The following is a 25,423-nucleotide window of genomic DNA, read 5'->3' as shown; positions in this document are numbered from 1 at the left end:
TTGTGTCGAGACTCACGTTCGCGTGTGACACAGCGCTATCAGCCGCATGATTCCGGGCTTCCGCGGGCCGCCGGAGTGTTCCCGGCCGGCCCGCGGAAGCTTTGGCGGAACGGGTAGCGGAGCTAGGCGGAGGCGGTCAGCAGGTCTTCCGCGTACGCCACGAGGGTCCGGACGGTGCATCCGGTTCCCTGCTTGGGGGTGTATCCGTACGGGCTGCCGTTGTTGAAAGACGGCCCGGCGATGTCCACGTGGGCCCACGGGATCTGTTCACCGTTGCCGTTCTTGCCAACGAATTCGCGCAGGAAGACGGCTGCAGTCATCATGCCGCCATTGCGCTCACCAATGTTTGCCAGGTCTGCCACCTGCGAGTCCAGGCTCGGGCGCAGTTCCTCGGGCAGCGGCATCGGCCAGACCAATTCACCGGCCCGGTCGGCTGCGGACTTCAGGGCCGAGGTGACCGAATCGGTCCCCATGACGCCGGCTGTGCGCAGGCCAAGTGCGATCAATTGCGCACCGGTCAGGGTGGCGACGTCGATGATCGCGTCGGGTTTCTCTTCGCTGGCCGCCACGATGCCGTCGGCCATGACCAGCCGGCCCTCGGCGTCGGTGTTCAGGACTTCCACGGTCTTCCCGCCGTAGACGGTCAGGACGTCCGCGGGCCGCTGAGCCGCCCCGGAGGGCATGTTCTCCGCTATGCAGAGCCACGCGGTTGCCTTGATGGGCAGGCCAAGGGATGCGATGGCCAGGACGGCATTAAGTACGACGGCGGCACCGGCCATGTCGCTCTTCATGTCGCCCATGCCGAGGGCCGGCTTGATGGAGATACCGCCGGTATCGAAAGTGATGCCCTTGCCCACGAGTGCGATCTTGCGGGCAGCTTTGGCCGGGGCGTATTCAACCTTGACGAGGCGCGGCTGCCTGGCGGATCCCTTGCCGACGCCGAGGATGCCGCCGAATCCTTCCTTTTCCAGGCGCTTCTCGTCCCAGACCGTGACCTTGACGGGGAGGCCCTTGGAAAGTTCCTTCGCGGCTTCGGCGAATGATTCGGGGAAGAGGTGGCTGGGCGGCTGGTTGACCAGCGTGCGCGTGGCGTTGACGGCCCGGGCGAGGACGATTGCCCGGTCAAGTGCCGGTTGCGCTTCCTTTGCATCCACGGCTGTGAAGATCGAAACCTTGGCTACCGGCGCCTTCAAGCCGTCCTTGCTGGAGCGGTGCTCGGTGTAGGAGTAGGCACCCAAGGCTGCGCCTTCGGCCACGGCAGCGACGTCGGCGAGGGCCGTCGTCGGGAACGCCAACGTCACCGATGCCAAGCCCGCAAGCTGGCGGACCGCGGAGCCGGCTGCACGACGCAGTGCTTCGCCGGTGAAGCTGCCGTCTGCCTGCGGCTTGCCGAGCCCGGCGAGCACGAGGAGTTCCGAGCCCGTCTCCGGCAGGCCCGGAAGGCGGTGAACCTGGTCCGCTGCTCCCGTAATGCCCAGGACCTTCAAGGAACCCGCGATGGACTCGGCAGCCTTTGCGCTCAAGGGATTGGGAAGCAGCACTGGACCGTCTGCACCTTGCGCTACGCCTACCACGAGGGCGTCGCTGGGGGACTTCTTGAGGTCCTTGGCAATCACGCCGAGGATGATGTCAGTAGTCTTGACCACGAGGATGTTTCCTCACTTCTCTCTGCATTGCATGGCGGGACCGCATGTTTGGCGCCCTGCCCCGGTACGCGCCCGACGTCCTCTTGCGACGGCGGCCTTGGTCTAGGGCCAGCTTAACGAAAAGGATGCCGGCCCGTTTCGATCGTAGTCTCTTGCGGGCTGCGGACGGCAATTAAATGAGAGCTGCGGCACACCGGCAGGCAGGAATGCCAGCCCGACGTGCGGCGTTGTATGAATACGGACCATGGGAAATGGTCTTCGGCCGCCTTGGGGTTTCCCCTCACGGCCGGCCCCGCGAAACTTGCCACAGCGAAAGGAACATGCCGTGTTTGAACGGATATCCGGCTCCCTCCTGGACCCCGAGGCGCTCTATGCCAGCAACATCGAGATCTTCCATAGCCCAGAACTGCGGGGCTTGAACCTGGTGATGGGATTCACCGGTTTCGCCGATGCCGGTCAGGTAGTGCGGCAGATCAACGCTGAGTTGCTGGACCAGCTCGACGCCGAGGTGGTGGCAATGTTCGATGCCGACCAGCTCATTGACTACCGTTCGCGCCGCCCGCACATCAGCTTCGTTGAGGATCACCTGCAGGACTACCAGCCCCCGCAGCTTGGGCTGTACATGCTCAAGGACGGGCTGGGCCAGCCTTTCCTCCTGCTCGCCGGTTTTGAGCCGGACCTGCAGTGGGAACGTTTCTCGCGGGCCGTCGTCGGAATCGTCGAGAAACTGGACGTCAACCTGGTCACGTGGATCCATTCCATTCCCATGCCGGTACCGCATACGCGGCCGGTAGGAGTTACCGTCCACGGAAACAGGCCCGAACTCATCGACGGCATCTCGAGCTGGAAACCTACAGTGGAAGTGCCTGCCGCGATCGGGCACATCCTGGAGCTCCGGCTCATAGAGGCCGGACGCAATGTTGCCGGCTACGTCATTCACGTTCCGCATTACCTTTCCGAGGCCGAATATCCGCAGGCCGCGGTGGCAGGGCTCGAATACCTTGGGGCTGCTGCCTCGCTCATGCTCCCCACCGACCGGCTGCGCGAGTCCGGGCGGGAAGTGGTCCGTCAGATCGCCGAACAAATAGAAGCTTCCCAGGAAGTGCAGGCGGTAGTCTCCAACCTCGAAGCCCGCTACGACGAAAAGTCCGAAGGCATGGTCCGCCGCTCGTTGCTGGCCGACGAGAATGACGAGCTGCCCAATGCCGAGGACCTCGGTGCAGCCGTGGAGGCCTACCTCGCACGCAAGGATGCGCCTCAATAAATCTGCTTTGATGCCTGTGGCGGGCATACTTAAAGGGTGAACTCTCCACGCGCCTGGCTCATTTGGACGATCGGCGTTTTCGCCTACCTGGTGGCCGTGGCGCAGCGGACATCTTTCGGGGTCGCGGGCCTTGAGGCCACTGAGCGGTTCCACGCCAGTGCCGCAGCTGTTTCCTTCTTCACGGTCCTCCAGCTGCTGGTCTACGCAGGACTGCAGATACCCGTCGGTGTGCTGGTGGACCGTTTTGGCTCACGCGTCATGGTGGCAGGCGGGGCCGTGTTGATGGGGGTGGGCCAGTTACAGCTGGCTTTCGCGGACAGTGTCCCCGGGGGAGTGCTGGGCAGGGTGCTGGTTGGCGCCGGTGACGCCATGACCTTCATCTCCGTCATCCGGCTTGTACCGCTGTGGTTCGCTCCCGCCCGGGTGCCCCTGGTGACCCAACTGACGGGGATGTGCGGCCAGTTGGGCCAACTCTTCAGCGTCGTCCCGTTCGCGTTGTTGCTGCAATCCGCGGGTTGGACCCCGGCGTTCCTGTCCCTGGCGGGCCTGTCCGTCCTCGCCGTCGTCCTGGTCCTTGCCCTCCTGCGTGATGCCCCGCCGGGTCATTCCCCGCAGAACGCGGCGCAGGGGCTCAAAGCGACCGGCATCTCCCTGTCGCGCGCCTGGAAGCAGCCGGGGACGCGGCTGGGCCTCTGGAGCCACTTCACCGTCCAATTCAGCGGCAACCTCTTTGCCATGACGTGGGGCTATCCCTTCCTTCTGTCCGCCCAAGGCCTGGACGGGGCAACAGTGTCGGGGCTCATGGCGCTGTTTGTTGCCACGGCGATCGTGTCCGGTCCCGGCGTGGGACGCTTTGTCTCCAGGCACCCGATGCGGCGTTCGGCGATGGTGCTGCTGATCGTCCTTGCCACCGCAATCGTGTGGGCCGCCGTATTGTCGCTGCCGGACCGGGCGCCGCTGTGGTTGCTGGTGGTGCTCGTCGTGGTGCTGGCGGTCGGCGGTCCGGGTTCCATGATCGGTTTTGATTTCGCCCGGACGTTCAACCCTTCGCACCGGATCGGGACGGCAACCGGCATCGTCAACGTTGGTGGCTTCATCGCGGCACTCGTAGCCATCTATCTGATCGGCCTGGTGCTGGACCTCTTGAATGGCTCCGGATTCTCCGGAGGCAACCTGTATGGTTTGGCACCGTTCCGGATAGCCCTCAGTGTGCAGTTCGTGCTGCTCGGATTTGGCACGCTGATGATCCTCACCACGCGGCGCAAAGTGCGGGCGCAGATGGCGGCCCAGGGAGTGCATGTGCCACCGCTGGTGGTCACCCTGGCCAAGCAACGCCGGGAACGCATGGAGCGCAGGCGCGCTGCACGCCAGGAGCGCACTTAGCACGCACGCACCTGGCGTGCCGGCGTTTTCCACATAGCCACAACAGCCACTGTCCGGCGTTTCAGGTCAACACCAAGCTTGAGTCATGACCATCAAGCAAACACTCAGCATTCATCAACCCGAAGACGTCCTGGGCTATATCCCGCACCTGCTGGGCTATTGGCCCCGGGAGAGCCTGGTGGCAATCACGATGCAGGGAAAGGCCCTGGGAGCAACGCTGCGGGTTGACTTGCCGCCGGCGGACAACCCCCATGCCCAAGCCGATTTTGCCGTGTACGTGCGGAACCAGCTGCTGGCGGACGAACGCGCCGACGGCGTCCTGCTGGCGCTGTATTCCGCGGCGGGTTGGGATGACGGTTCAGTCCTGGACTGGACCATGCCCTTGCTGGGGGTCCTGCAGGAGGCCCTGGCCCCGGTGGACTTAACCGTCCGTGACGCCTGGCTGATCGGTGACGACTATTGGCGCAGTGCGTTCTGCACCGATCTCTCTTGCTGCCCGGTTCCCGGTCTCCCTTTGGAGCGCATCCACAACAGCAGGATCAGCGCTGAGATGGTGTACCGGGGAAGCACAGTGGGCCCCGCCCCGGACAGCACCGTGGATCCGCCCAAACTAGCCCTCCCCGGCAGGCCCGCCGTCGATGTCCTTGAAGCTGAACAACGATTCGAGGACCAGCTGTTGGAGTCGGGGCGCAGTGAGTGCTGTTTTGATGCCGTACTCGATGCTTGGGCCCAGGTCCTTGAAAGATGCCCCCGGGCCGATGGGCTGGGGCCATCGGACATTGCCGGGGCCGTTTTCGGGGGACCGGCCGGATCTGAACTGATGGGGTTCCTCCGGGCGACACTCGCCGTTCCTGCCTGGCGGGACGCCGTTATTGTCATGGCAGCCGCGGACGTGGCCTCCGCGAAGGCCGGTGGACGTGCCTTCGATCTCTTCTCCGGTGATAACTCCAGCTCTCTTCCTTTCGACCCCCTGGCCTTGGGGCTTGCCATGCCACCGATGGCCACTGCGGGCGCCGCCTCAAACGGCCGCAGTCCCGAAGAGTCCGGAGCTACCTTGTTGGACGGGATGTCAGGGCTGCCTTCTTACGGCGGAGTCCTGCTCGGCGAGGAACCTGAAATACCTGACTGGCGCCTGTTGGACTCCTTGGGAAGGATCCTGTCCGCCCTGTCCTACGACGATGAGGAGGGTGGCCTCGCAGCGGCGGCACTCACGCTCCAGGGGTGGGTCGCGTGGGCCAAAGGAAACGGGTCGCTCGCCCATGCCAGCCTGCTCCGTGCCGCTGCGGCGCATCCGGGCTACCGGTTGGCTGACTTGCTGGACGATGTATTGGGGCAAGGTACCATCTGCGGCTGGGCGCGGCGGCCTGAGTCGGCATGGGGCACCTACAAAGCCTCGCGCAACTAGTCGCTCCGTACGGTGGCTGACGCTTTCGCTCTCCACAAAGGCGTACGATTCGCAAATCCGTGAGACAATGGATGCCGAGACCCGGTTGGGTCCGCGTTTGAATGCCCGTATTGCCCCCTTAATCAGGGAACAATACGGCGGCGCCGGCAGTTGTACCTAGAGACTCTGCAGGCGGCGATTGCGTTTGAAATTAATCGCGGACTTGACAGGGTCATAGTGGTGTTGCCCACATGGTGATTCCACAGACCGCCGCTAGAAAGGTTTTCTGTGACCCCGTCTTCCGTCGAGAAGGAACCCGCCGCCCAGGCCGAACTGTCCGCTGAGGAAAAGAAGGCGGCACCGGCCAAGCGTGCGGCGACACGCGCTGCCAGCAAAGCTTCAGAGGGTGACTCCGGCAAGCCGGCCCCCAAGAAGCGCGGGCCCAAGCCCGGTGGCAAGGCCGCGGCCGAGGCCGCCGGCAAGTCCCCGGATACCGAAGAGGACGCCGAAGAGTCGGTTGAGGACGAGGAATTCGATCCCTCGGCTGCTGAAGAAGTGGAAGTCGGCGACGACGACGTGGAAGAGGTCGCCTCTTCCAAGGACAAGCCTGCGCCCTCAGGCTCCGGTTTTGTCTACTCCGACGCCGATGATGACGACGCCCCCGTCCAGCAGGTCATGTCAGCCGGTGCCACTGCGGACCCCGTCAAGGACTACCTCAAGCAGATCGGCAAGGTAGCGCTCCTCAACGCTGAGCAGGAAGTCGATCTCGCCCTGCGGATCGAAGCCGGCTTGTTTGCCGAAGAAAAGATCGCTGCCGACGACGGTTCCATGGACCCCAAGCTCAAGCGCGAACTTGAGTTCATCATCCACGATGGCAAGAGGGCCAAGAACCACCTGCTGGAGGCAAACCTCCGCCTTGTGGTCTCCCTGGCCAAGCGCTACACGGGCCGTGGCATGCTGTTCCTGGACCTCATCCAGGAAGGCAACCTCGGCCTCATCCGTGCAGTCGAGAAGTTCGACTACACCAAGGGCTTCAAGTTCTCCACGTACGCCACATGGTGGATCCGCCAGGCCATTACCCGTGCAATGGCCGACCAGGCCCGCACTATCCGTATTCCGGTGCACATGGTCGAAGTCATCAACAAGCTCGCACGTGTCCAGCGCCAGATGTTGCAGGACCTCGGCCGCGAACCCACGCCGGAAGAGCTCGCCCTCGAACTGGACATGACGCCTGAGAAGGTCGTGGAAGTCCAGAAGTACGGTCGCGAGCCCATCTCCCTCCACACCCCGTTGGGCGAGGATGGAGACTCCGAGTTCGGTGACCTCATTGAGGATTCCGAAGCCGTGGTACCCGCGGATGCCGTGAGCTTCACCCTCCTGCAGGAACAGCTCCACTCCGTCCTGGACACGCTTTCCGAGCGTGAAGCAGGCGTGGTCGCCATGCGCTTCGGGCTCACTGATGGCCAGCCGAAGACTTTAGACGAAATCGGCAAGGTCTACGGAGTCACGCGCGAACGTATCCGCCAGATCGAATCCAAGACGATGTCCAAGCTGCGGCACCCCTCCCGCTCGCAGGTCCTCAGGGACTACCTGGACTAAGTCCGTATGCACGGTCATCAGCCCGGCAGGAATTTCCTGCCGGGCTAATGTCGTTCCAGGCACTGCCTCATCGCATCACTACCCGCCCCACGCGCCCCCGGCTACGGGTGCGGTCGGCGCGTAGGGGTGCGGTGTCGACGTGGAGTGGGTGCGGTTGGCGGGTAGGGGTGCGGTGCCGGCCCCGAGCCCAAGAGCCGGGCAGTGTTTAACGAAGCAAGGCCCCTCCCGCCGGGAGGGGCCTTGCTCTTTCATCTGCTCAACTCATCTGCGCAACCAAGGCGTGGTGCCCTCAGTCGACCGGAACAGGTGCCTTCTCGTTGAGGCGCTCGGTCTCGTCGTGCCAATCGGAGGTCAGGGGCCGGAGCGTGGCCTCGACTGCGCGGGCGTGGTGGCCGCAGAAAAGCAGCTCACCGCCGGAGGACTCGAGTACAACGCGGACATATGCTTGAGCCCCGCAACGATCGCATCGGTCAGCTGCGTTTAGCGTGCGGTCTGCAACTGCTGTTGTCATGTCGGCCTCCTTAGTAGTTCTGTACATCCATATAACCAGCATTCGAGGCAGAACCATGGCAAGGATGGGTCACTTTCGCTGTCCGCGTATCACATGTGCGTAACGTAACTTGGCTCTCGACGCCCGTTCGGGTGTGGCGGGCGGGTCCGGCAGCCACGCGCGACTAACCTAGTATGGGCAGTGTTTGCCTTGACCAACGTTGGCTTACAGCTGCTGGAAACACCCTGAGCTATACCCCGAAGGAGCACACCGCGAGTGGCACCGAGTTCTGAATACAACGCCCGGCATCTTTCCGTCCTGGAAGGGCTGGAAGCGGTCCGCAAGCGTCCGGGTATGTACATCGGTTCCACTGACTCCCGGGGACTCATGCACTGCCTCTGGGAAATCATCGACAACGCGGTGGATGAGGCACTGGCCGGGTTTGGCCACGACATCAAGGTGATCCTGCACGCGGACAACTCCGTGGAGATCCACGACGACGGCCGCGGCATTCCGGTGGACGTTGAACCGAAGACGGGCCTGACCGGCGTCGAGGTCGTGTTTACCAAGCTGCACGCCGGCGGTAAGTTCGGCGGCGGTTCCTACACCGCTTCGGGCGGCCTGCACGGCGTAGGCGCTTCCGTTGTCAACGCGCTCTCGAGCCGCCTCGACGTGCAAGTGGACCGCGGCAGCAAGACGTACCAGATGTCCTTCAGGCGCGGTGAGCCGGGACGCTTCCAGGACTCCGGCAGCAAGACCGGTCCCGACTCGCCGTTCGAACCGTTCGTCGAAGGATCCGTCCTTGACGTCGTCGGCAAGGCCAAGCGAGGGGTGACCGGAACCCGCGTGCGTTATTGGGCGGACCGCCAGATCTTCACTCCGGACGCGAAGTTCTCCTACGACGACCTCGTGGCGCGGGCGCGGCAGACTTCCTTCCTGGTGCCGGGCCTGCGGATTACCGTCCGGGATGAACGCAAGCTGGCGGGAACACCCGGTGAGAACGGCGTGCACGAGGAGGTCTTCCACCACGACGGCGGTATCTCCGAGTTCGTTGAATTCCTCGCCTCGGACTCCGGGGTAACGGACGTCTGGCGTTTGCATGGCTCCGGCAAGTTCAAGGAAACCGTTCCGGTCCTGGACGAGAACGGCCACAGCAAGATCGCCGAAGTCGAGCGCGATTGCGAGGTGGACATCGCCCTGCGCTGGGGGATCGGCTACGAGACCACTGTCCGCAGCTTCGTCAACATCATTGCAACGCCCAAGGGCGGGACGCACCAGGCCGGATTCGAGGCTGCCCTGCTGAAAACCTTCCGCAAGACCGTGGAAGCGAACGCAAGGAAGCTCAAGGCAGGCAATGACAAGATCGAAAAGGACGATGTCCTTGCCGGACTGACTGCCGTGCTGACGGTGAGGTTGGCCGAGCCCCAATTCGAGGGCCAGACCAAGGAAATCCTGGGCACCTCGGCAGTCCGCGCGATCGTCGCCAAGGTGGTAGAGGAGGAAATCTCCGCGAAGCTCGGCTCGGCGAACCGCAATGACAAGGCGCAGTCTGCTTTGCTGCTGGAAAAGATCGTCAGCGAGATGAAGTCGCGCATTTCGGCCCGCGTCCACAAGGAGACGCAGCGGCGAAAGAATGCGCTGGAGACGTCGTCAATGCCTACCAAGCTCGCCGATTGCAGGACCGACGATGTTGCCCGTTCCGAACTCTTCATCGTGGAAGGCGACTCCGCGCTGGGCACCGCGAAGCTGGCGCGCTCCTCCGATTTCCAGGCCCTGTTGCCGATCCGCGGAAAGATCCTGAACGTCCAGAAAGCCTCCGTGGGAGACATGCTGTCAAACGCCGAGTGTGCTGCCTTGATCCAGGTGGTGGGTGCGGGCTCGGGCCGCAGCTTCGACCTGGACGCTGCCCGCTACGGCAAGGTGATCCTCATGACCGACGCTGACGTCGACGGCGCCCACATCCGTACCCTGCTGCTGACGCTCTTCTTCCGCTACATGAGGCCGATGGTTGAAGCCGGCAGGGTCTTCGCTGCGGTTCCGCCGCTTCACCGCGTGGAGGTCATCAACCCGGGCCAGAAGGCCAACGAGATGATCTATACCTACTCCGAGGCGGAGCTCCATGTGCTGTTGTCCAAGCTCGCCAAGGAAGGGAAACGCTACAAGGAGCCCATCCAGCGTTACAAGGGCCTCGGCGAGATGGATGCCCAGCAGTTGGCTGAGACCACCATGGATCCCAGGCACCGCACCCTCCGCAAAGTGGGGATCGAAAGCGCCCAGCGGGCCGAGGAAGTGTTCGACCTCCTGATGGGATCGGACGTGGCGCCGCGCAAGGAGTTCATCATCGCCGGTGCTGCCACGCTGGACCGCGAGCGGATCGACGCGTAGGGAGCCGGGTCGGCGGAGCTAGCCGAGAAGTCCGGGGACGATCAGCAGGGCTGTCGGGACGGCCAGGAGAAGCGCGGACGCCACCAGGACGAGGCTTCGCAATGCTTTGCTGAGGGGAGGCTCCGGTGAGAGGAGGCGGCTGACGCGTGACGCCGTCGTGCGTGGCGAGTCCGCTCCACCGGTGGCACTGACCCGGCCGCCCTCGAGGATGGCACTTCCGGTGTGGAGTGCGTCGGCATTGAGGGCGGACCCTGGAGCCGGAGCGGTTGAGCCGCTGGAGACGATGGCGATGGCCTTGATGAGGGTGCTTTTACTTTCGGTCCTGAGGGCGACGTCGTCGGCGAGCATCTCGATCAGGGAGTTCACTGCTGTTTGGGCGAGCTTGGTGGTGGGGAACCATGGAAGCGCCTGGCGCCAGGCGGCGAACGCCCATAGCAACAGGTCGTGGCGCTGGGAAAGATGGGCCTTCTCGTGAATGACCACGGCCCGGAGTTCGTCCGGTTCCAAGGCCGCCATCAGCCCGTCGGAGAGGACCGTGACCGAGCGGGCGCCGCCGGGAAGGCAGTACGCGACGGGGGAATCGTGGTTGATGACCATGGTGGCTGACCCATCGGATGACGGTGAGGCAAGGAGCGCCAGGAGTTCCCTGTGGCGCCGGCGCTGCCGTTCGATCTTGTAATAGGTCAGCAACAGGGTGAAGACCAAATGGGCAGTAAGCAGCGCAGCTGCGGACAAAGCGAACAGGTGCCAAAATCCCAGCGCAGTGGTGGGCTCGTCGTTCAGGACCATCCCGGCAAGGCTTTTGAGCCCGGCCAGGAGGTTGTTGCCGATGGGTTCCAGGCCGTAGACCAGCATTGCGCCGATCATGGACAGGCCACCTGCCAGGGCGATGGCCTGCCACAGCACCATGGCCGTGAAGGGCGAGCGTGCCGGCCAGTGTGCCCGCGACAGCAGGACGGGCACAGGCCACGCCAGTATCAATGCCAGGACCGCCAGGAAGTATGAGGTCCAGAACATAGTGGCTAAGTTTAGCCGAGCATCTTGCGCAGGGCAGCAGCTTCGCTTTCCGAGACGGAACCGATGAAGCGGGCGAGGACGGCTTCGCGGTCCGGTGCCGAACCGAGAACCTCGTGCATCAGCTCCGCGGTGTGGTCAGCACGGCTGGATACGGCCTGGTAGCGGTGCGGGCGGGTGCCGCGTTCGCGCTCCACGAGGCCCTTCTTTTCCAGACGGGAGAGAACGGTCAGCACGGTGGTGACCGCCAGGTCCTTGCCTTGGTGGCCTGCCGAACCGTCCCCGGCTTCGGAGTCCTTGGCGAGCAAATCACGCAGTGTGTTCGCGGTAGCCGCCTCTTGGCCCGCCCAGAGCAGGTCCATTACTGCCCGTTCCAGTTCCCCAAGACTCGCCATGTGTACGTCCCTACCTTCCGCGCCCCGCTCATCTTTCGACGGGGAGCGATGATCCAACATTCCACGATAAATTTACCGCTTTTCAGTCTTTCATTCTACGCGAAGTAGAACTATCGGCGTGCCACGGTGCCGACCCGGCCCCTTGCGGGTGTGCAACGCCACTTGAACAATTGGACTGAGGCGCCCCCAGTTGTTCTACACTTTGTAGAAGTTAGTTTTCTACGAGACGTAGAACTATGCAGGCCCCCGAAGGGCCGCCGTACGAAGGACAGCCATGGAAGCTTTGGAAATTGCACGCTGGCAATTCGGAATCACCACCGTCTATCACTTCATGATGGTGCCCCTCACCATCGGTCTCGGCCTGGTGGTGGCCATCATTCAGACACTCTGGTACCGCACGGGCAAGCCGGAATACCTTCGGATGACCAAGTTCTGGGGCAAGCTGTTCCTGATCAACTTCATCATGGGCGTGGCCACCGGAATCGTTCAGGAATTCCAGTTCGGCATGGCGTGGAGCGAGTACAGCAGGTTCGTCGGAGACGTATTCGGCGCACCGTTGGCCCTCGAGGCCCTGCTTGCCTTCTTCGTCGAATCCACCTTCCTGGGCCTGTGGATCTTCGGATGGAAGCAGCTCAAGCGCGGCGTACACCTGGCATGCTTGTGGATCGCGGTGATCGGTTCAGTGTTCTCGGCCTACTTCATCATTGTGGCCAACTCGTGGATGCAGCACCCGGTCGGCGTGGAAATGGTGGACGGGCGTCCCGTCATGACCGACGCGTGGGCCGTCTTCACCAACAACACCGCGCTGGTCGCCGTCCCCCACACGCTCTTCGGCGCACTCGGCGTAGCCGGCGCATTCCTGCTGGGCATTGCCTGGTACCACCTCTGGCGCCGCCGCCATGACGGCATCGACGTCGTCCGCGCGGACGGCACCATGGTTCCCGGAGAGGCCGCCATCGCCGGCCGCGACAAGACCGACTACACGGTATGGATGCGTTCGCTCCGCATCGGCGCCGTGGTGGCCATGGTGTCCTTCGCGGGTACCGCGATCACCGGTGACCTGCAGGGAAAACTGATGTTTGAGCAGCAGCCCATGAAGATGGCGGCCGCGGAGGCTGCCTGCCACGACGGAACTGGTTTTTCGGTGCTGAGCGTGGGCAACCTCGGTGCCAGCAACTGCGATGACATTGTTGCCGTCATTGAAGTTCCGGGCATCCTTTCCTTCCTCGCCAAGGGCGATTTCACCACCGAAGTCAAAGGCGTCAACAGCCTCCTTGGCGAGTACAAGGAGAAGTACGGTACGCACCTCCCGGACAACCCCCTCTACGGCGAGCGGGCCGGCCAGGAAATCCAGTACGTACCGGTCATGGAAGTGACCTACTGGGGCTTCCGCATGATGATCGGCTTTGGTGGTATCGCCGCACTGGCTGCCCTCCTTGCCCTGTGGGTGACCCGCAAGGGCGTGGTGCCCGAATCCAAGTGGCTCATGCGCCTGGCGGTCTTCGGGATTTTGGCACCCTTCGGGGCGAACGCGGCCGGGTGGATCTTCACCGAGATGGGCCGCCAACCCTTCGTCGTGGCGCCCAACCCGGATATGAACGGGATCGACCAGGTGTTCATGTTCACCGCAGCGGCCGTCTCGCCCGGTGTCACAGCCGGCGAACTGATGACGTCCCTGGTGGTCCTGACTGCCATCTACGCCGTCCTGCTGGTGGTCGAGGTCAAGCTGCTCGTGAAGTACGTCCGGGGCGGCGTCGCCTCCGCCATGCCGGAGCTCACGCACGCGGCAAAGACAAAGAACGACGATCCGGATTCCGGCAAGGGCGACGGCGGCTCCGGCCCGGACACGTCCGACGACGTCCTGGCATTTGCCTACTAGAACGGGAGACCTGACATGGAACTGTTGCCCACCATCTGGTTCGTGGCCATCGCGGTCTTGTGGACCGGATACCTCTTCCTCGAGGGATTCGACCTTGGCGTAGGCATGCTCATGAAGCTCTTCGCCCGCAACAACACCGATCGCCGCGTCCTGCTCAACACGATCGGGCCGGTCTGGGACGGGAACGAGGTCTGGCTGCTCACGGCGGCGGGCGCTACGTTCGCAGCTTTCCCCCTCTGGTACGCCTCTCTGTTCTCCACGCTCTATGTACCGCTCCTCCTGGTGCTGGTGGCGTTGATCTTCCGCGCCGTGGCCTTCGAATACCGCGGGAAGGTGGACACGGAGAAGTGGCGCAATAACTGGGACTGGGCAATAGCCATAGGATCCTTCGTTGCAGCCTTCGGCATCGGCGCCGCCCTGGCGTTGACCACCACCGGCCTGCCGATCGATGCCAACGGCGACAGGAGCGGCGGGCCGCTGTCCTGGTTCAGCTGGCACGCCCTGCTGGGCGGATTCGGGGTAGTCGCTTTTGCGCTCGTCCACGCCCTGGCGTTCCTGGCGTTGAAGACCGACGGCGACGTGCGGCACCGTGCCCGCAGCTGGTTTGTGCGGTTGCTTCCCTTCGCGGTCCTTCCCATGCTGGGCTGGATGGTGGCTGTACAGTTCCTCAGCGGGAAGCCGTGGACGTGGGTCCTCGTCGCAGCGGCTGCGGTCGCCGTCGGAATCGCGTGGCGTGCGGCGAAAGCCGGCTCGGAGGGCATGGCGTTCGGGGCAACAGGTGCGTTCGTCCTCTGCGCCACGGCGTCGATCTTCGGGGCAGCCTTCCCGGTGGTCATCCCGTCCACGATCGACCCCGCTTTCGATCTGACCATTTCCAACGCTTCGTCCTCGGACTACACCCTGGGGCTGATGAGCATCGTTGCGGCCTTCGGACTGCCGCTGGTGATCGCCTACCAGGCGTGGACCTATTGGGTCTTCCGCCGCAGGGTCAGTGCCGCCCACATCCCTGAAGCCCACGGTTTCCTTCCGGCCATCGCCTCAAAGGTGCTTGCCGGAGACAAGGGACCCGGGTCCCCGCGGAGCGGGGCGTAGGAAGCCAATGAAACCCGCTTTTCCCTCCGGCCAGGCAACCCGGTCAGCCCTGTATGGCATAGGACTGCTTGCTGCCCTCAAAGCCCTCGCGTTGGTCCTCATGGCCCAGGCCGTGGCCGGGATGCTGGCCGGCCTCGCCGGCGGCGGTGCCGACTGGCGGAATGGCCTGGCACTGGGGGCGGCGGGCGCGGTGCTCCGGTCGCTCGCCGTCTGGGGTCAAGGTATCGCCTCGCGCCGGGCGGCCCTGGGAGTCAAAGAGGAACTGCGGGCGCAGCTGATCGATCGGGCACTGTCCGACGGCGGGTCCACCACGGGCAGCCTCAACGACGGCGGCCTGGCCATCCTGGCGACCAGGGGACTGGACGCCTTGGACAACTACTACACGCAGTACCTGCCCGCCTTGGTGAACTGCGCAGCCATACCCCTGCTGGTGGGCACCAGGATCCTCTTCGCGGACTGGGTCAGCGCAGTGGTCATCGTCCTGACCGTCCCCCTGGTTCCGCTGTTCATGGTCCTCATCGGCCGGCATACCGAGGACCATGTCAAGGACGCCCAAAGCACGCTCCGCAGATTGTCCGGGCACATCCTCGAACTCGCCAAGGGACTGCCCGTCCTGGTTGGCCTGGGCCGGGCAAGCGAGCAACGCGCAGCACTGGAAGAAATCTCCGAACAGTACCGCAACCGGACCATGGTGACGCTGCGGACGGCGTTCCTCTCCGCGCTCGCCCTTGAACTCATCGCAACCATTTCCGTTGCCGTGGTAGCCGTCTTCATCGGCGTACGCCTGGTGGGCGGTGACATGGCCCTCGAAGCAGGCCTCCTTGCCCTGATCCTGGCCCCCGACTGCTACCTGCCCCTCCGGGAACTGGGAACAGCGCACCACGCCAGCGACGACGGCCGTGAAGCGTTGCAAACGACCACCGAAGTCCTGTCCGCGCCCCGGTCCACACGAATCTCCGATGCCCCCGCCCACAGCGCGGCACCCGGCGAGGTTGTGGTCAGCGACCTCTCCGTACGCTTCGCGGGACGGAACGTTGCCGCCGTCGGGCCCTTGTCCTTTACGGCCCCTGCACGGATGGTGACCGCCTTGGACGGTGCCAGCGGCGCTGGAAAGAGCACCGTGCTGGGCGTGCTCGCGGGACTGGTGGGGGATGGGGCCACAGCCGGCGTGCAGGGCACAGTGGCCGGCGCAGGTCCCTGCGACGTCGCCCTGGTGCCACAGCATCCGGTGATCGCCTGCGATTCCGTGCAGGAGGAAATCGAGCTGTACCTGGGCGCGAGCGACGACGACGCCGTCGCCGGGATCCTCGAAGCGGTGGCCGCCGGCCATCTGGCGGCCAAGCATCCCGCCGAACTCAGCCCCGGTGAGTTGCGGCGCGTCGCGCTGGCGCGCGGACTGGCCCGGCTCCGGTCCGGCGCTTCCATCCTGCTGCTGGACGAGCCAACGGCCCACCTGGACCCCCTGACCGCTTCGGTAGTGCGCACCACCATAGAGTCCTTACGCGGGTCAGCGACTGTGATCCTTGTTGCCCACGACGCCGCAACCAAGGCACTTGCCGACACAACGGTGCATCTGGGGTCGTCCGGGCAAACCGGCGGTGAGCGTGGGACGGAGAACATCGGCGCCACGCACGCCGGTGGCCTGCCGGTTGCCCCAGCAGAGTTGCCGCGCCCAGCCATCGACGACGCCCCCGCCGCCCCGGCTCTTGACGCGGGTGGTTCCGGACGCTTCGCCGCAACCACAGCGCTCGCAGCCGTCCTGAAGCCGGTCGGCTGGAAGTTCACCGCCGCGGCCGCGGTAGGTGTCCTCGCCGCGCTCTTCGCAGTCGCCCTCTCCGGCCTCTCCGGCTGGCTGATCATCCGGGCCAGCCAGCAGCCCCCCATCCTCTACCTGCTGGGCGCCATTGTGGGAGTGCGGTTCTTCGGCATCGGCAGGGCCGTCCTTCGCTATTGCGAACGTTTGCTGACCCACGACGCAATCTTCGCAGCCATGACGACGCTGCGGGGTTCTCTCTGGGGAACGCTGTCCCGCCGGGCACTTGCCCTCCGCCGCCTGCTGCAGGGAGGCAACGTCCTGGGCGCCATCGTTGACGACGTCGACACGCTGCGGGACCTCCTGCCCCGCGTGGTCCTCCCGCCACTGACCGCAATCGGAGTCGGCGCGGCCGCCGTCATTGCAACCTCCATAGTGCTGCCGGGTGCGCTGCCGGCCACCATCCTTGCCGTGCTCTGCGGCCTGTTGGCAGCCCCGGCCCTGTCCCTTCTGGCAGACAGGAACGCCGCAAAAGCCGAGCAGAGGCTGCGGTCACAAGTGCTTGGTGGCGTGGCCGCCGCACTTGACGCCCGTGCCGACCTGACGGCCAACCGGGTAGCCGGACCGCTGCTCAAGGTTCTCCGCGACAAGGACCGGGCCGCCACCACAGCAGCGCAGCGATCCGCCTGGGCCGAGGGACTGGGACAGGCGGTCACCGTCCTCGGATGCTCCCTTGCCGCGCTGTGGACCGGCACCCTTGCCACCGGAACAGCAGTCCCGCCCGAACTTGTGGCAGTGATCGTCCTGATGCAGTTGGCGCTTGTTGAGCCCTATGCCGGGGTGGTGTCGGCCGTCCGGCAGGCCCCGGCACTTGCAGCCGTCCTTCAACGGGTCAGTGCCGCGGGGGCACTCGACGCCGCGGGAGGACTCGACAAGGAGCCGGAGGTCGGTACTGAACCGCGCACAGCAGCAGGGGAAGCGCACGACGACGGCAATGCGGTCGCGCCCGCACCACTTCCTCACGCCGGACTCCGGTTGGACGGCATTGCCGCCCGCTGGCCCGACGGGCCCACGGTGTTCTCCAACGTCTCGGCCGAAGCCAGGCCCGGACGGTGGCTTGCGGTCACCGGACCGTCGGGCTCGGGCAAATCCACGCTCCTGTCCGTGCTCCTCGGCTTCCTCCCTGTCACGGAAGGCACTGTCCGGCTGTCCGGGACCGTCGCATGGTGCCCCCAAGAGGCACATCTCTTCGACTCCACCATCCGCGGCAACCTTATGCTCGGCAGGCCCGCCGCCAACAAACCCGGCGAAGCGGAGATGTACAAGGCGCTGGCGGATTTTGGCCTGGATGCGCTCGTGGAGACCCTTCCCGGGAAACTCGATACGCGGATCGGGCCAGGTGGCGTGTTCCTCAGCGGCGGCGAACGGCAGCGGCTCGCCATGGCCCGGACACTCCTGACCGGTGCCCGGATCCTCCTGCTCGATGAGCCGACGGCCCACCTGGACGCCGGATCCGCGGAAACCATGATGACTGCCCTGCGCCGGGGTTTGAAGGACATCACCGTGGTTCTGGTGACCCATAACCCGGCCGACATCGATCCGGCCGACGCCCGCCTTGACCTGCCGGATCGGCAGACCCTCAGCGAAAGCGCGGCGGAACTGGTGGGACACCCGACTCGTCAGTAGCCTGTTTCCATGCCCGAGGAGACCCCGCCCCAGACCGTCCCCAACCAACAGCTTGCCGCCGACGCCTTTCCGGACCCCGCCGCGACCGGGCTGCGCTGGGAGCCTGCTTCCGCCGCGCATCTGGAGACGTGGGCCGCGCTCATCGCCCGGACGGCCGCCGTCGAGCATCCCTCCTGGTTCGAAAAGCCCGGCGACCTGGTCCACATCCTGGAGTCCACCACCAACGAGGCCAGGACCCATACCTTGATCGGCCTCGACACCGAGGGCGTGGCAAGGGCATATGGCCGCATCACCAAGAACCCGGAAGGTGACAAGGCAGCCGGCATGGGCTGCGTTGACCCGGAGTGGCAGCGCCGCGGAATCGGTACGGCCGTGATCGCCTGGCAGGAGGCACAAACCCGGAAACGCTTTGACCGGGACAAGGCTGCCGGGCACGCCACTGGCCGCCCCCGCCTGCGGATCCGGACTGAGGAACAGCACAGCCACCAGGCGCGGCTCCTGGAGAGCCTGGGATACGGCACCGTCCGCTGGTTCAACGAGATGCACAGGCCCCTGTCGCAGCCTCTGCCCGACGTCCCCGTGCCCCCGGGCTTCGAGTTCAAGGTACTGGAACCGGCCCTCTTTGAGTCCGTCCGCCTGGCCCACAACGAGGCATTCCAGGACCACTGGGGAAGTGAGCCACGGGACAAGGAATCGTGGCATTTCACCATGCACGAGCCCACGGCACGGCATGACTGGAGCGGAGTGATCCTGGACGCCGCCACGGGCGAGGTGGCAGCCTACCAGTTGGCCAGTTACGACCCCGACGCCGCAAAGGACCGCGGCTTCAAGGAGGGGTACACGGAACTCCTGGGCGTGCGGCGTGCCTACCGCGGCAAGGGCCTGGCCCAGGCCTTGCTGGCTGAAGCCATGCGCCGCTTCACCGGGGCAGGCATGGACGTAGCCTCCCTTGACGTCGACTCCGCCAATCCGACGGGCGCGCTCGCCTTGTACACAGGGATGGGCTATGCCCCGGTGAACCGCAGCATGACGTGGGAAAAGCAGTTGTAGGTGCCTAGCCGTCCACGTCGTGAAGGTGATGGACGACGTCGTGCAGGAAGTATTGGGAGAACGTCAGGACCGTGAATACCGAACCGTTGCTCCGGGTTCCGGTTCGTTGCCATTCGTCCTGGGTGACCCGGGCGAATGCCTCCGCCGCCTGTTCCCCTTCCGAAACGAGTTCATCCGAAACCTGCGCGGGGTCGGCTGAGGCGTAGTCGCCGTCGAGGGCCGCTTGATCCTGGTCCCAATTGTCGAACGCCGCGCCGTCCTGGGTGAGCATGAGGTCAAGGCGATGGCTGAAGAGGCTGAAAACGTCCCGCACGTGGCAGGCGTATTCCACCGCGGACCAAGTGTGGTCGTCGGGACGGACCATGGCGTCGCCTCGCCGGAGGACGGCACGCCAGCGGGGGAGCATGTTCAGGACGCTCCCCGGGACGGTGGCAGGGGTGACCGTGGAGGGATCGAAGCCGCACTCGGGGCAGGGCTTTGACGTTACCCAGGTCCAGTCTTTTTCATCCGGAATGATCGGCATGCGGACAGTCTATGCGGCTTCCCCGCCCCGGGTGTTTCAGTGCGGAAAATTTCAAGCCCAATGCCGATTGCTTCGTGTGGCCGCAGGAGTAGAGTTCGTTCCGGGGGGAGAGCCGGAAAGAGAAAACCATGCTCAAGGATCAACAAGTTGCTGCCGTTCTCCCGGCACAGGATCTGAACCGGGCCCGCGCGTTCTACAGCGAGAAACTCGGTCTTGACCCCGACAACCCGGAGGCGGAGGACAACCTTCAGTACACGTGCGGCGGCGGAACCGGCTTCCTTGTTTATCAAACACCGAACGCCGGAACGGCCAAGAACACGCAAATAGGCTGGATGGTCAGCGACGTGGCGGCCACAGTGGCCGAGTTGCGTGATAAGGGAGTGGTCTTCGAAGACTACGATTTCCCTGGACTGAAAACGGAAAACGGCATAGCCACCATGCCCGACGGCAGCGCCGCGGCCTGGTTCCTGGACAGCGAGGGGAACATCCTTAGCATCAACCAAACCGGCTAGCCGGAAATGACTGTGGGACCGGCGATGTGCCGGCCCCACAGTCATGCATCCTTTGGGCCCTAGTGGGCGGCGTCCCCTGATTCAGCCCCGGCCATGCTCGGCCCGATTGCTTCCACCGGCTGGGACAGCGGGACTCCCGAACCGTCCCGGCGTCCGTGCTCCACCGGCAAGGCCCTGGCTACGCCTGCCGCCGAGGAAGCTTTCGCCGGACCATGCCCGGCCCACGCAAGCAGCAGGGTGTCTTCGCCCTTGAGGAACCGGTGCGCGCGGACGCCACCAGTGGCGCGGCCCTTCACCGGGTATTCCTCAAAAGCCGTCACCTTGGCGGTCCCCGGCGCGGTTCCCGGCAGGGCGCCGTTGGTGCCGGCAATGGTCACCACGACGGCGGCAGGATCGCCGGCGCGGACCGCGCCGAAGTGGATGACCTCGTCGCCGGCGGCAAGCTTGATGCCTGCCATGCCACCGGCAGTCCTGCCCTGCGGCCGGACGTTGGCGGCACTGAAGCGCAGGAGCTGGGCCTGCTTGGTGATGAAGACGAGGTCGGTGTCGTCCTCCGGCGCGGGCTCGACGGCGAGGACGGCATCTTTGTCCTTGAGGGAAATGATGTCCCAGTCTTCCCGGTTCAACGGGTAATCGGGCTGGACGCGCTTGACCACGCCCTGCACCGTGCCGATGGCCAGGACCGCATCCAGCGGGACGAACGCCACAAGCGTCTCGCCCTTGAGCAGGGTAATGAATTCCTTGGCCGGTACGCCCCCGGCGAGGTTGGGCAGCCCGTTGACAGGCGGCAGGACGGGCATGTCCATCACCTGGAGGCGCAGCATGCGGCCAAGGGACGTGACGGCACCGATTTCACCGCGGGCGGTGGTCTTGACCACTGAGCGGAACACATCATGCTTGGTGCGCGGACCGGCCTCGGCCAGGGGTTCCTGGTTGGAGGTCCGGGCGATCTGCCCGGAGACACTGAGCAGCGCCCAGCAGGGATCATCCGGTATCTCCAGGGGCAGTGCTGCTGCCTTGCCCTTGGGGCCGGGCGCAGCCATCGACGCCGCGACCGTGGGGGAGACCGCCTCGGATTCCAGGAGCACAGTCCTGCGGGGTGTCCCGTACTTATCGGCAACGTCGGCGAGCTCACCCGAGACGAGCTCACGCAGGAGCTGGTCGGAACCAAGAATGGCTTCCAAGGCCTCGATCTCCCGGCGCAGCTCCTCCTGTTCCTTTTCGAGCTCGATCCGTGAGTACTTGGTCAGCTGCCGCAGGCGCAGTTCAAGGATGTAGTTGGCCTGGATTTCCGTGAGGTCGTAAATGGACATCAAACGGTCCCGCGCGGCCGCGGCTTCGTCCGAAGAACGGATGACCTGGATGACTTCGTCGATGTCCACGATCGCAATGAGCAAGCCCTCCACCAAGTGGAGGCGGTCCTTTTTCTTGCCGAGCCGGAAACTGGTCCGGCGCCGCACGACGTCCAGGCGGTGGTCCACGTAGACCTGGAGGAGTTGCACCAACCCCAGCGTCTGGGGCTGTCCATCCACGAGGGTGACGTTGTTGATGCCGAACGAGTCTTCCATCGGCGAGTAGCGGTAGAGCTGCTGCAGCACGGCGTTGGGGTTGAATCCGTTCTTCAACTCGATAACCAGGCGGAGCCCGTGGTTACGGTCGGTCAGGTCCACCACATCACTGATGCCGGTCAGCTTCTTGGCATTGACGGCATCCTTGATCCGCTCGATCACCTTCTCCGGGCCCACCATGTAGGGGAGCTCCGTTACCACCAGGCCCGTGCGGCGGGCCGTGAGTTGCTCCACTTCCACCTTGGCCCGCGTCTTGAAGGAACCGCGGCCGGTGGCGTACGCATCACGAATGCCGTCCAGGCCAACAATGCGGCCGCCTGTGGGAAGGTCCGGGCCGGGAATGAACCGCATGATGTCATCGAGGGTGGCATCGGGATTGGCAATCAGGTGGCGGGCAGCCGCGATCACTTCCACCAGGTTGTGCGGGGCCATGTTGGTGGCCATGCCCACCGCGATGCCCGTGGTGCCGTTCACCAGCAGGTTGGGGAAGGCCGCCGGAAGAACTTCCGGCTGCGTCAGCTGGTTGTCGTAGTTGGGAACGAAGTCCACCACGTTCTCGTCGAGGTGGTCGGTCATGGTCAGGGCCGCAGCCGCGAGCCGGGCTTCCGTGTAGCGGGGAGCCGCCGGGCCGTCGTCGAGCGAGCCAAAGTTGCCGTGGCCGTCGATCAGGGGGAGCCGGAGCGAGAAGTCCTGCGCCATGCGCACCATGGCGTCGTAGATGGCCGCGTCGCCGTGCGGGTGCAGCTTGCCCATGACTTCACCCACCACGCGTGCGCTCTTGACGTGGCCGCGGTCGGGGCGGAGGCCCATGTCGGCCATCATGTAGAGGATGCGCCGCTGTACGGGCTTGAGTCCGTCGCGGGCGTCGGGAAGGGCCCGCGAGTAGATGACCGAGTAGGCGTACTCCAGGAAGGAGCCCTCCATCTCGGAAGTGACGTCAATGTCGACGATCGTCTCGGTGAAATCGCCGAGCGGCTCGCCTTTGCGTGCGGAAGTTTGGCTGCGGGCCATGGGGCAGGTGGATCCTTAAACGTGTACTGCGGATGTTTTAGCTAGGCTAAGCCTATGGTGGATCAGCCCGGGGCCGGCATTTATCCGGAATATTGGGAGGCCGATGTCGTCCTGCGCGACGGCGGAACCGCCCACCTTCGTCCTATTCGGCCCGAGGACGCGGATGCACTCCAGTCATTCCACGCCGGCCAGTCACAGGCCTCCATCTATATGAGGTTCTTCTCCTTCAAGCCCAAGCTCTCCGGCAAGGAAGTCCGGCGTTTCACCGAAGTCGACCACGTCAATCGTGTGGCATTCGTCATCACCATCGGTGGAGAAATCATGGGCGTGGGCCGCTACGACCGGCTCGATGATCCCGCAGAAGCGGAGGTGGCCTTCAACATCTCGGATAAGCACCAAGGCCGGGGAATTGGTTCCATCCTCCTGGAGCACCTTGCAGTGGCCGCACGGGAGAACGGCATCCGGCGGTTCACCGCCGAGGTCCTCCCGGAAAACCGGAAGATGCTCATGGTCTTCGCCGACGCCGGGTACGACCTCACGCGGCAGTTCGACGATGGCGTGGTCAGCGTCGAATTCAACATCGATCCGACCGAAAAATCCCGGGCCGTCATGGAGTCCCGCGAGCACCGCGCGGAGGCGCGCAGCGTCCGCGACTTGCTGGCGCCGTCGTCGGTGGCTGTCATCGGTGCCAGCCGCAAGTGGGGAACAGTCGGCTACCAACTGCTGGAGCACATCATCGAGGGCGGCTTCAAGGGCCCGGTTTATGCGGTGAACCCGGAAGCATTCGAACTGGCGGGCATGCTGTCATTCGGCAAGCTGTCCGAGATTCCCGACCCGGTGCAGCTGGCCATCATCGCCGTGCCCTACGAGGAAGTGCCCGCAGTGGTGGCGGATTGCGCTGCCGCCGGCGTCAAAGGGCTCGTCGTGGCCACGGCAGGCTTCGCCGACGACGGCGAACGGGGCCTCGCGCGGCAGCACGAGCTGGTCCGGCAGGCCAGGGCGAACGGCATGCGCGTGGTCGGTCCGGAATCCCTCGGAATGCTCAACACGAACCCGGACGTTTCCCTCAACGCGTCCATGGCGCCGTCCATGCCGCCAAGGGGCGGCTTGGGCCTGTTCACGCAGTCGGCCGCAGTCGGGGTGGCCGTGTACGCGGCGGCGAGCCGCAGGCGGCTCGGAATATCCTCCTTCCTTTCCGCGGGGAACCGCGCCGACGTCTCCGGCAATGACGCCATGCAGTACTGGGAAGACGATCCCGATACCTCCGCCGTCGGCTTGTACCTCGAGTCAATCGGCAATCCGCGCAAGTTTTCCCGGCTGGCCCGTCGGTTGTCCCGCAGCAAGCCGGTGATCGTCGCCAAGTCGGACGTCACCGGGCTCCGCCTCCCGCCGGGTCATGAGGTGCGTACGACGCAGGCGCCCTCGGCCGCGTTGGATGCCATGATGCGCCAGGCAGGCGTCATCCGGGTGGACACGATCGAACAGCTGATGGACATTGCCCAGGTGGTCTCCACGCAGCCCCTTCCCAACGGTCCCGGAGTGGCGGTCTTTTCCAACTCGGTTGCGCTGGCCACCGTGGTGGCCGATACCGCCGTTCCGGCCGGACTGGACATTGTCCGGACGGTGACGGACGTGGATCTCGACGCCGGAATGTCCGTTGCGCTGCCGGCTTTCCGGGAGCGGGTGCGGGAGGTCCTGGCGGACGACCACGTCAATGCCCTGGTGGCCGCGCTGCTGCCTGCGCGGGGATTAACGGTGGAAGCATTGGCCGGTGTCCTGGCGGAGTGCGCCGAAGAGGCAGGCAAACCTGTGGTCGCGGCGTTCTCCGGAATCCTTGACGCCTCCATCCATGTGGAAGGCTTGGTGGGCGGGCCCGGCAAGCCCCAGCTCCCTTGCTACTCCAATTCGGGCTCGGCTGTGGCAGCGCTGGCAGCCATCGTCGAATATGCCCAGTGGGTGGGCAGGGACCATGGCCTGTTCGCCGAGCCCGAGGGGTGCGATGCCGATGGGACCCGGGAAACACTGGCCGCGATGCTGTCAGGGGTCACAGGCGAAAAGCTGAGGAAGCTCGACGCCGGTGCTGCCGCGACGCTGCTTTCCGGCTACGGCATCAACGTTGTGCCCACATTCGGCTTTGGCACGCCGGAGGAGGCCGTGGCAGCAGCCGAATCGATCGGCTGGCCGGTGGTCCTCAAGACGACCGATCCGGCACTAAGGCACAGGCTGGACCTCGGCGGCGTCCGGTTGGACATCCAGGACGCTGCCTCGCTCCGCCAGAACATCGACCAGATGCACCGGGCTTTGAAGCCCTATGGATCGCCGTCCCTGGAACTACAGGCCATGGCGCCGGTCGGCCAGGCGTGCACCTTCCGGGCCATGGAAGATCCCTTGCTTGGTCCGGTGCTGTCTTTCGGATTGGCCGGTGATGCGGTGAACCTCCTGGAAGACTGGGCCCACCGGGTGCCCCCGTTGTCCGCCGCCGACCTCCATGACATCATCCGGTCCCCGCGGGCCTCCCGGAAACTCTTCGGCTACCAAGGCCTGCCCCCTGTGGACGTGGGCGCGTTGGAAGACATCGCCGCCCGCCTGGCCAAGCTGAAGGACGACCATCCCGGGATCGCGTTGGTTGAGCTCAACCCGGTACTTGCAGGCCCAACAGGTGCCACCATCCTCGGTGCCGATGTGTGGATCGCCAACGCGGCCCAACGCACTGACAGTGCCCGCCGGGCGATGCGGGGCTGACTGCTGCCTGATGCGCGGGTAGACGCGCGGGCCCAGGGGGGTGGGGA

Annotated in this window: 17 protein-coding genes; 11 read left to right on the top strand and 6 right to left on the bottom strand. The window is 64.9% G+C overall.

Annotated features, from left to right (window positions below):
- Positions 1–122 precede the first annotated feature (122 nt).
- Positions 123–1,646, bottom strand: coding sequence for a leucyl aminopeptidase (locus tag OCL88_RS03080; protein WP_264961580.1), 1,524 nt, complete (start codon positions 1,644–1,646; stop codon positions 123–125).
- A gap of 325 nt (positions 1,647–1,971) precedes the next feature.
- Between OCL88_RS03080 and OCL88_RS03075 the strand changes: the two genes are divergently transcribed.
- The 4 genes from OCL88_RS03075 (at position 1,972) to OCL88_RS03060 (ending at position 7,276) form a co-directional block, all read left to right on the top strand.
- On the top strand, positions 1,972–2,910 hold the full coding sequence (locus tag OCL88_RS03075) for a proteasome assembly chaperone family protein (protein ID WP_243542676.1): 939 nt from the start codon (positions 1,972–1,974) through the stop codon (positions 2,908–2,910).
- Between the two features lie 36 nt (positions 2,911–2,946).
- Positions 2,947–4,293 (top strand): MFS transporter, encoded by a 1,347-nt coding sequence (locus tag OCL88_RS03070; protein WP_264961579.1) that lies wholly within the window; start codon positions 2,947–2,949, stop codon positions 4,291–4,293.
- Between the two features lie 85 nt (positions 4,294–4,378).
- On the top strand, positions 4,379–5,698 hold the full coding sequence (locus tag OCL88_RS03065) for a DUF4192 domain-containing protein (protein ID WP_264961578.1): 1,320 nt from the start codon (positions 4,379–4,381) through the stop codon (positions 5,696–5,698).
- A 267-nt stretch (positions 5,699–5,965) separates the two neighbouring features.
- Positions 5,966–7,276 (top strand): RNA polymerase sigma factor, encoded by a 1,311-nt coding sequence (locus OCL88_RS03060; protein ID WP_021473126.1) that lies wholly within the window; start codon positions 5,966–5,968, stop codon positions 7,274–7,276.
- A gap of 289 nt (positions 7,277–7,565) precedes the next feature.
- On the opposite strand, the gene OCL88_RS03055 is transcribed toward OCL88_RS03060, so the two are convergent.
- Entirely contained in the window at positions 7,566–7,787 is a 222-nt protein-coding gene (locus tag OCL88_RS03055) for a hypothetical protein (RefSeq protein WP_021473125.1), read from the bottom strand.
- Positions 7,788–8,042: 255 nt separating this feature from the next.
- On the opposite strand from OCL88_RS03055, the gene OCL88_RS03050 reads away from it, so the two are divergent.
- Positions 8,043–10,151, top strand: a complete 2,109-nt coding sequence (locus OCL88_RS03050) for a DNA gyrase/topoisomerase IV subunit B (protein ID WP_264961577.1) — start codon at positions 8,043–8,045, stop codon at positions 10,149–10,151.
- A gap of 18 nt (positions 10,152–10,169) precedes the next feature.
- On the opposite strand, the gene OCL88_RS03045 is transcribed toward OCL88_RS03050, so the two are convergent.
- Positions 10,170–11,168, bottom strand: a complete 999-nt coding sequence (locus OCL88_RS03045; protein WP_264961576.1) for a M56 family metallopeptidase — start codon at positions 11,166–11,168, stop codon at positions 10,170–10,172.
- Between the two features lie 11 nt (positions 11,169–11,179).
- A complete protein-coding gene (locus tag OCL88_RS03040; RefSeq protein WP_031216740.1) occupies positions 11,180–11,560 on the bottom strand; it encodes a BlaI/MecI/CopY family transcriptional regulator in 381 nt (126 codons plus the stop codon).
- A gap of 274 nt (positions 11,561–11,834) precedes the next feature.
- Here OCL88_RS03040 and OCL88_RS03035 point away from each other — a divergent pair, with 274 nt between their 5' ends.
- Genes OCL88_RS03035 through OCL88_RS03020 form a run of 4 tightly spaced genes read left to right on the top strand, consistent with a single transcriptional unit; the run spans position 11,835 to position 19,020 of the window.
- Positions 11,835–13,439 carry a cytochrome ubiquinol oxidase subunit I gene (locus tag OCL88_RS03035; protein WP_264961575.1) on the top strand — a complete coding sequence of 535 codons (1,605 nt, stop codon included), beginning with the start codon at positions 11,835–11,837 and terminating at the stop codon, positions 13,437–13,439.
- Between the two features lie 15 nt (positions 13,440–13,454).
- Complete coding sequence (cydB, locus tag OCL88_RS03030; RefSeq protein ID WP_264961574.1) at positions 13,455–14,531, top strand: cytochrome d ubiquinol oxidase subunit II; 1,077 nt, start codon at positions 13,455–13,457, stop codon at positions 14,529–14,531.
- Between the two features lie 7 nt (positions 14,532–14,538).
- Positions 14,539–17,970, top strand: coding sequence for a thiol reductant ABC exporter subunit CydD (gene cydD / locus OCL88_RS03025; protein WP_264961573.1), 3,432 nt, complete (start codon positions 14,539–14,541; stop codon positions 17,968–17,970).
- Positions 17,971–17,979: 9 nt separating this feature from the next.
- Positions 17,980–19,020: a GNAT family N-acetyltransferase gene (locus tag OCL88_RS03020; RefSeq protein WP_264961572.1), complete on the top strand. Its 1,041-nt coding sequence runs from the start codon at positions 17,980–17,982 to the stop codon at positions 19,018–19,020.
- Between the two features lie 4 nt (positions 19,021–19,024).
- On the opposite strand, the gene OCL88_RS03015 is transcribed toward OCL88_RS03020, so the two are convergent.
- Complete coding sequence (locus OCL88_RS03015) at positions 19,025–19,543, bottom strand: DinB family protein (protein ID WP_264961571.1); 519 nt, start codon at positions 19,541–19,543, stop codon at positions 19,025–19,027.
- Between the two features lie 128 nt (positions 19,544–19,671).
- Here OCL88_RS03015 and OCL88_RS03010 point away from each other — a divergent pair, with 128 nt between their 5' ends.
- Positions 19,672–20,055 carry a VOC family protein gene (locus OCL88_RS03010; RefSeq protein WP_021473116.1) on the top strand — a complete coding sequence of 128 codons (384 nt, stop codon included), beginning with the start codon at positions 19,672–19,674 and terminating at the stop codon, positions 20,053–20,055.
- Positions 20,056–20,114: 59 nt separating this feature from the next.
- Here the strand turns inward: OCL88_RS03010 and OCL88_RS03005 are convergent, their stop codons facing one another.
- The gene (locus tag OCL88_RS03005) at positions 20,115–22,634 is read right to left on the bottom strand and encodes a DNA topoisomerase (ATP-hydrolyzing) subunit A (protein WP_264961570.1); all 2,520 of its coding nucleotides are present in this window, start codon (positions 22,632–22,634) and stop codon (positions 20,115–20,117) included.
- A 54-nt stretch (positions 22,635–22,688) separates the two neighbouring features.
- Here OCL88_RS03005 and OCL88_RS03000 point away from each other — a divergent pair, with 54 nt between their 5' ends.
- Positions 22,689–25,376 (top strand): bifunctional GNAT family N-acetyltransferase/acetate--CoA ligase family protein, encoded by a 2,688-nt coding sequence (locus OCL88_RS03000; protein ID WP_264961569.1) that lies wholly within the window; start codon positions 22,689–22,691, stop codon positions 25,374–25,376.
- The last annotated feature ends 47 nt before the right edge of the window (positions 25,377–25,423 follow it).

Source organism: Paenarthrobacter sp. PAE-2, from assembly GCF_026013155.1.
In the GTDB taxonomy this organism is placed as follows: domain Bacteria; phylum Actinomycetota; class Actinomycetes; order Actinomycetales; family Micrococcaceae; genus Arthrobacter; species Arthrobacter ureafaciens.
This window is presented reverse-complemented; position numbering and strand designations above follow the sequence as displayed.

Excerpts from the sequence above, each read along its gene's own strand:
- OCL88_RS03000 (WP_264961569.1), top strand. The coding sequence starts at position 22,689 with ATGGTGGATCAGCCCGGGGCCGGCATTTATCCGGAATATTGGGAGGCC.
- OCL88_RS03065 (WP_264961578.1), top strand. The coding sequence starts at position 4,379 with ATGACCATCAAGCAAACACTCAGCATTCATCAACCCGAAGACGTCCTG.
- OCL88_RS03010 (WP_021473116.1), top strand. The coding sequence starts at position 19,672 with ATGCTCAAGGATCAACAAGTTGCTGCCGTTCTCCCGGCACAGGATCTG.
- OCL88_RS03035 (WP_264961575.1), top strand. The coding sequence starts at position 11,835 with ATGGAAGCTTTGGAAATTGCACGCTGGCAATTCGGAATCACCACCGTC.
- OCL88_RS03005 (WP_264961570.1), bottom strand. The coding sequence starts at position 22,634 with ATGGCCCGCAGCCAAACTTCCGCACGCAAAGGCGAGCCGCTCGGCGAT.
- cydB (WP_264961574.1), top strand. The coding sequence starts at position 13,455 with ATGGAACTGTTGCCCACCATCTGGTTCGTGGCCATCGCGGTCTTGTGG.
- OCL88_RS03055 (WP_021473125.1), bottom strand. The coding sequence starts at position 7,787 with ATGACAACAGCAGTTGCAGACCGCACGCTAAACGCAGCTGACCGATGC.
- OCL88_RS03040 (WP_031216740.1), bottom strand. The coding sequence starts at position 11,560 with ATGGCGAGTCTTGGGGAACTGGAACGGGCAGTAATGGACCTGCTCTGG.
- OCL88_RS03015 (WP_264961571.1), bottom strand. The coding sequence starts at position 19,543 with ATGCCGATCATTCCGGATGAAAAAGACTGGACCTGGGTAACGTCAAAG.
- cydD (WP_264961573.1), top strand. The coding sequence starts at position 14,539 with ATGAAACCCGCTTTTCCCTCCGGCCAGGCAACCCGGTCAGCCCTGTAT.
- OCL88_RS03020 (WP_264961572.1), top strand. The coding sequence starts at position 17,980 with ATGCCCGAGGAGACCCCGCCCCAGACCGTCCCCAACCAACAGCTTGCC.
- OCL88_RS03045 (WP_264961576.1), bottom strand. The coding sequence starts at position 11,168 with ATGTTCTGGACCTCATACTTCCTGGCGGTCCTGGCATTGATACTGGCG.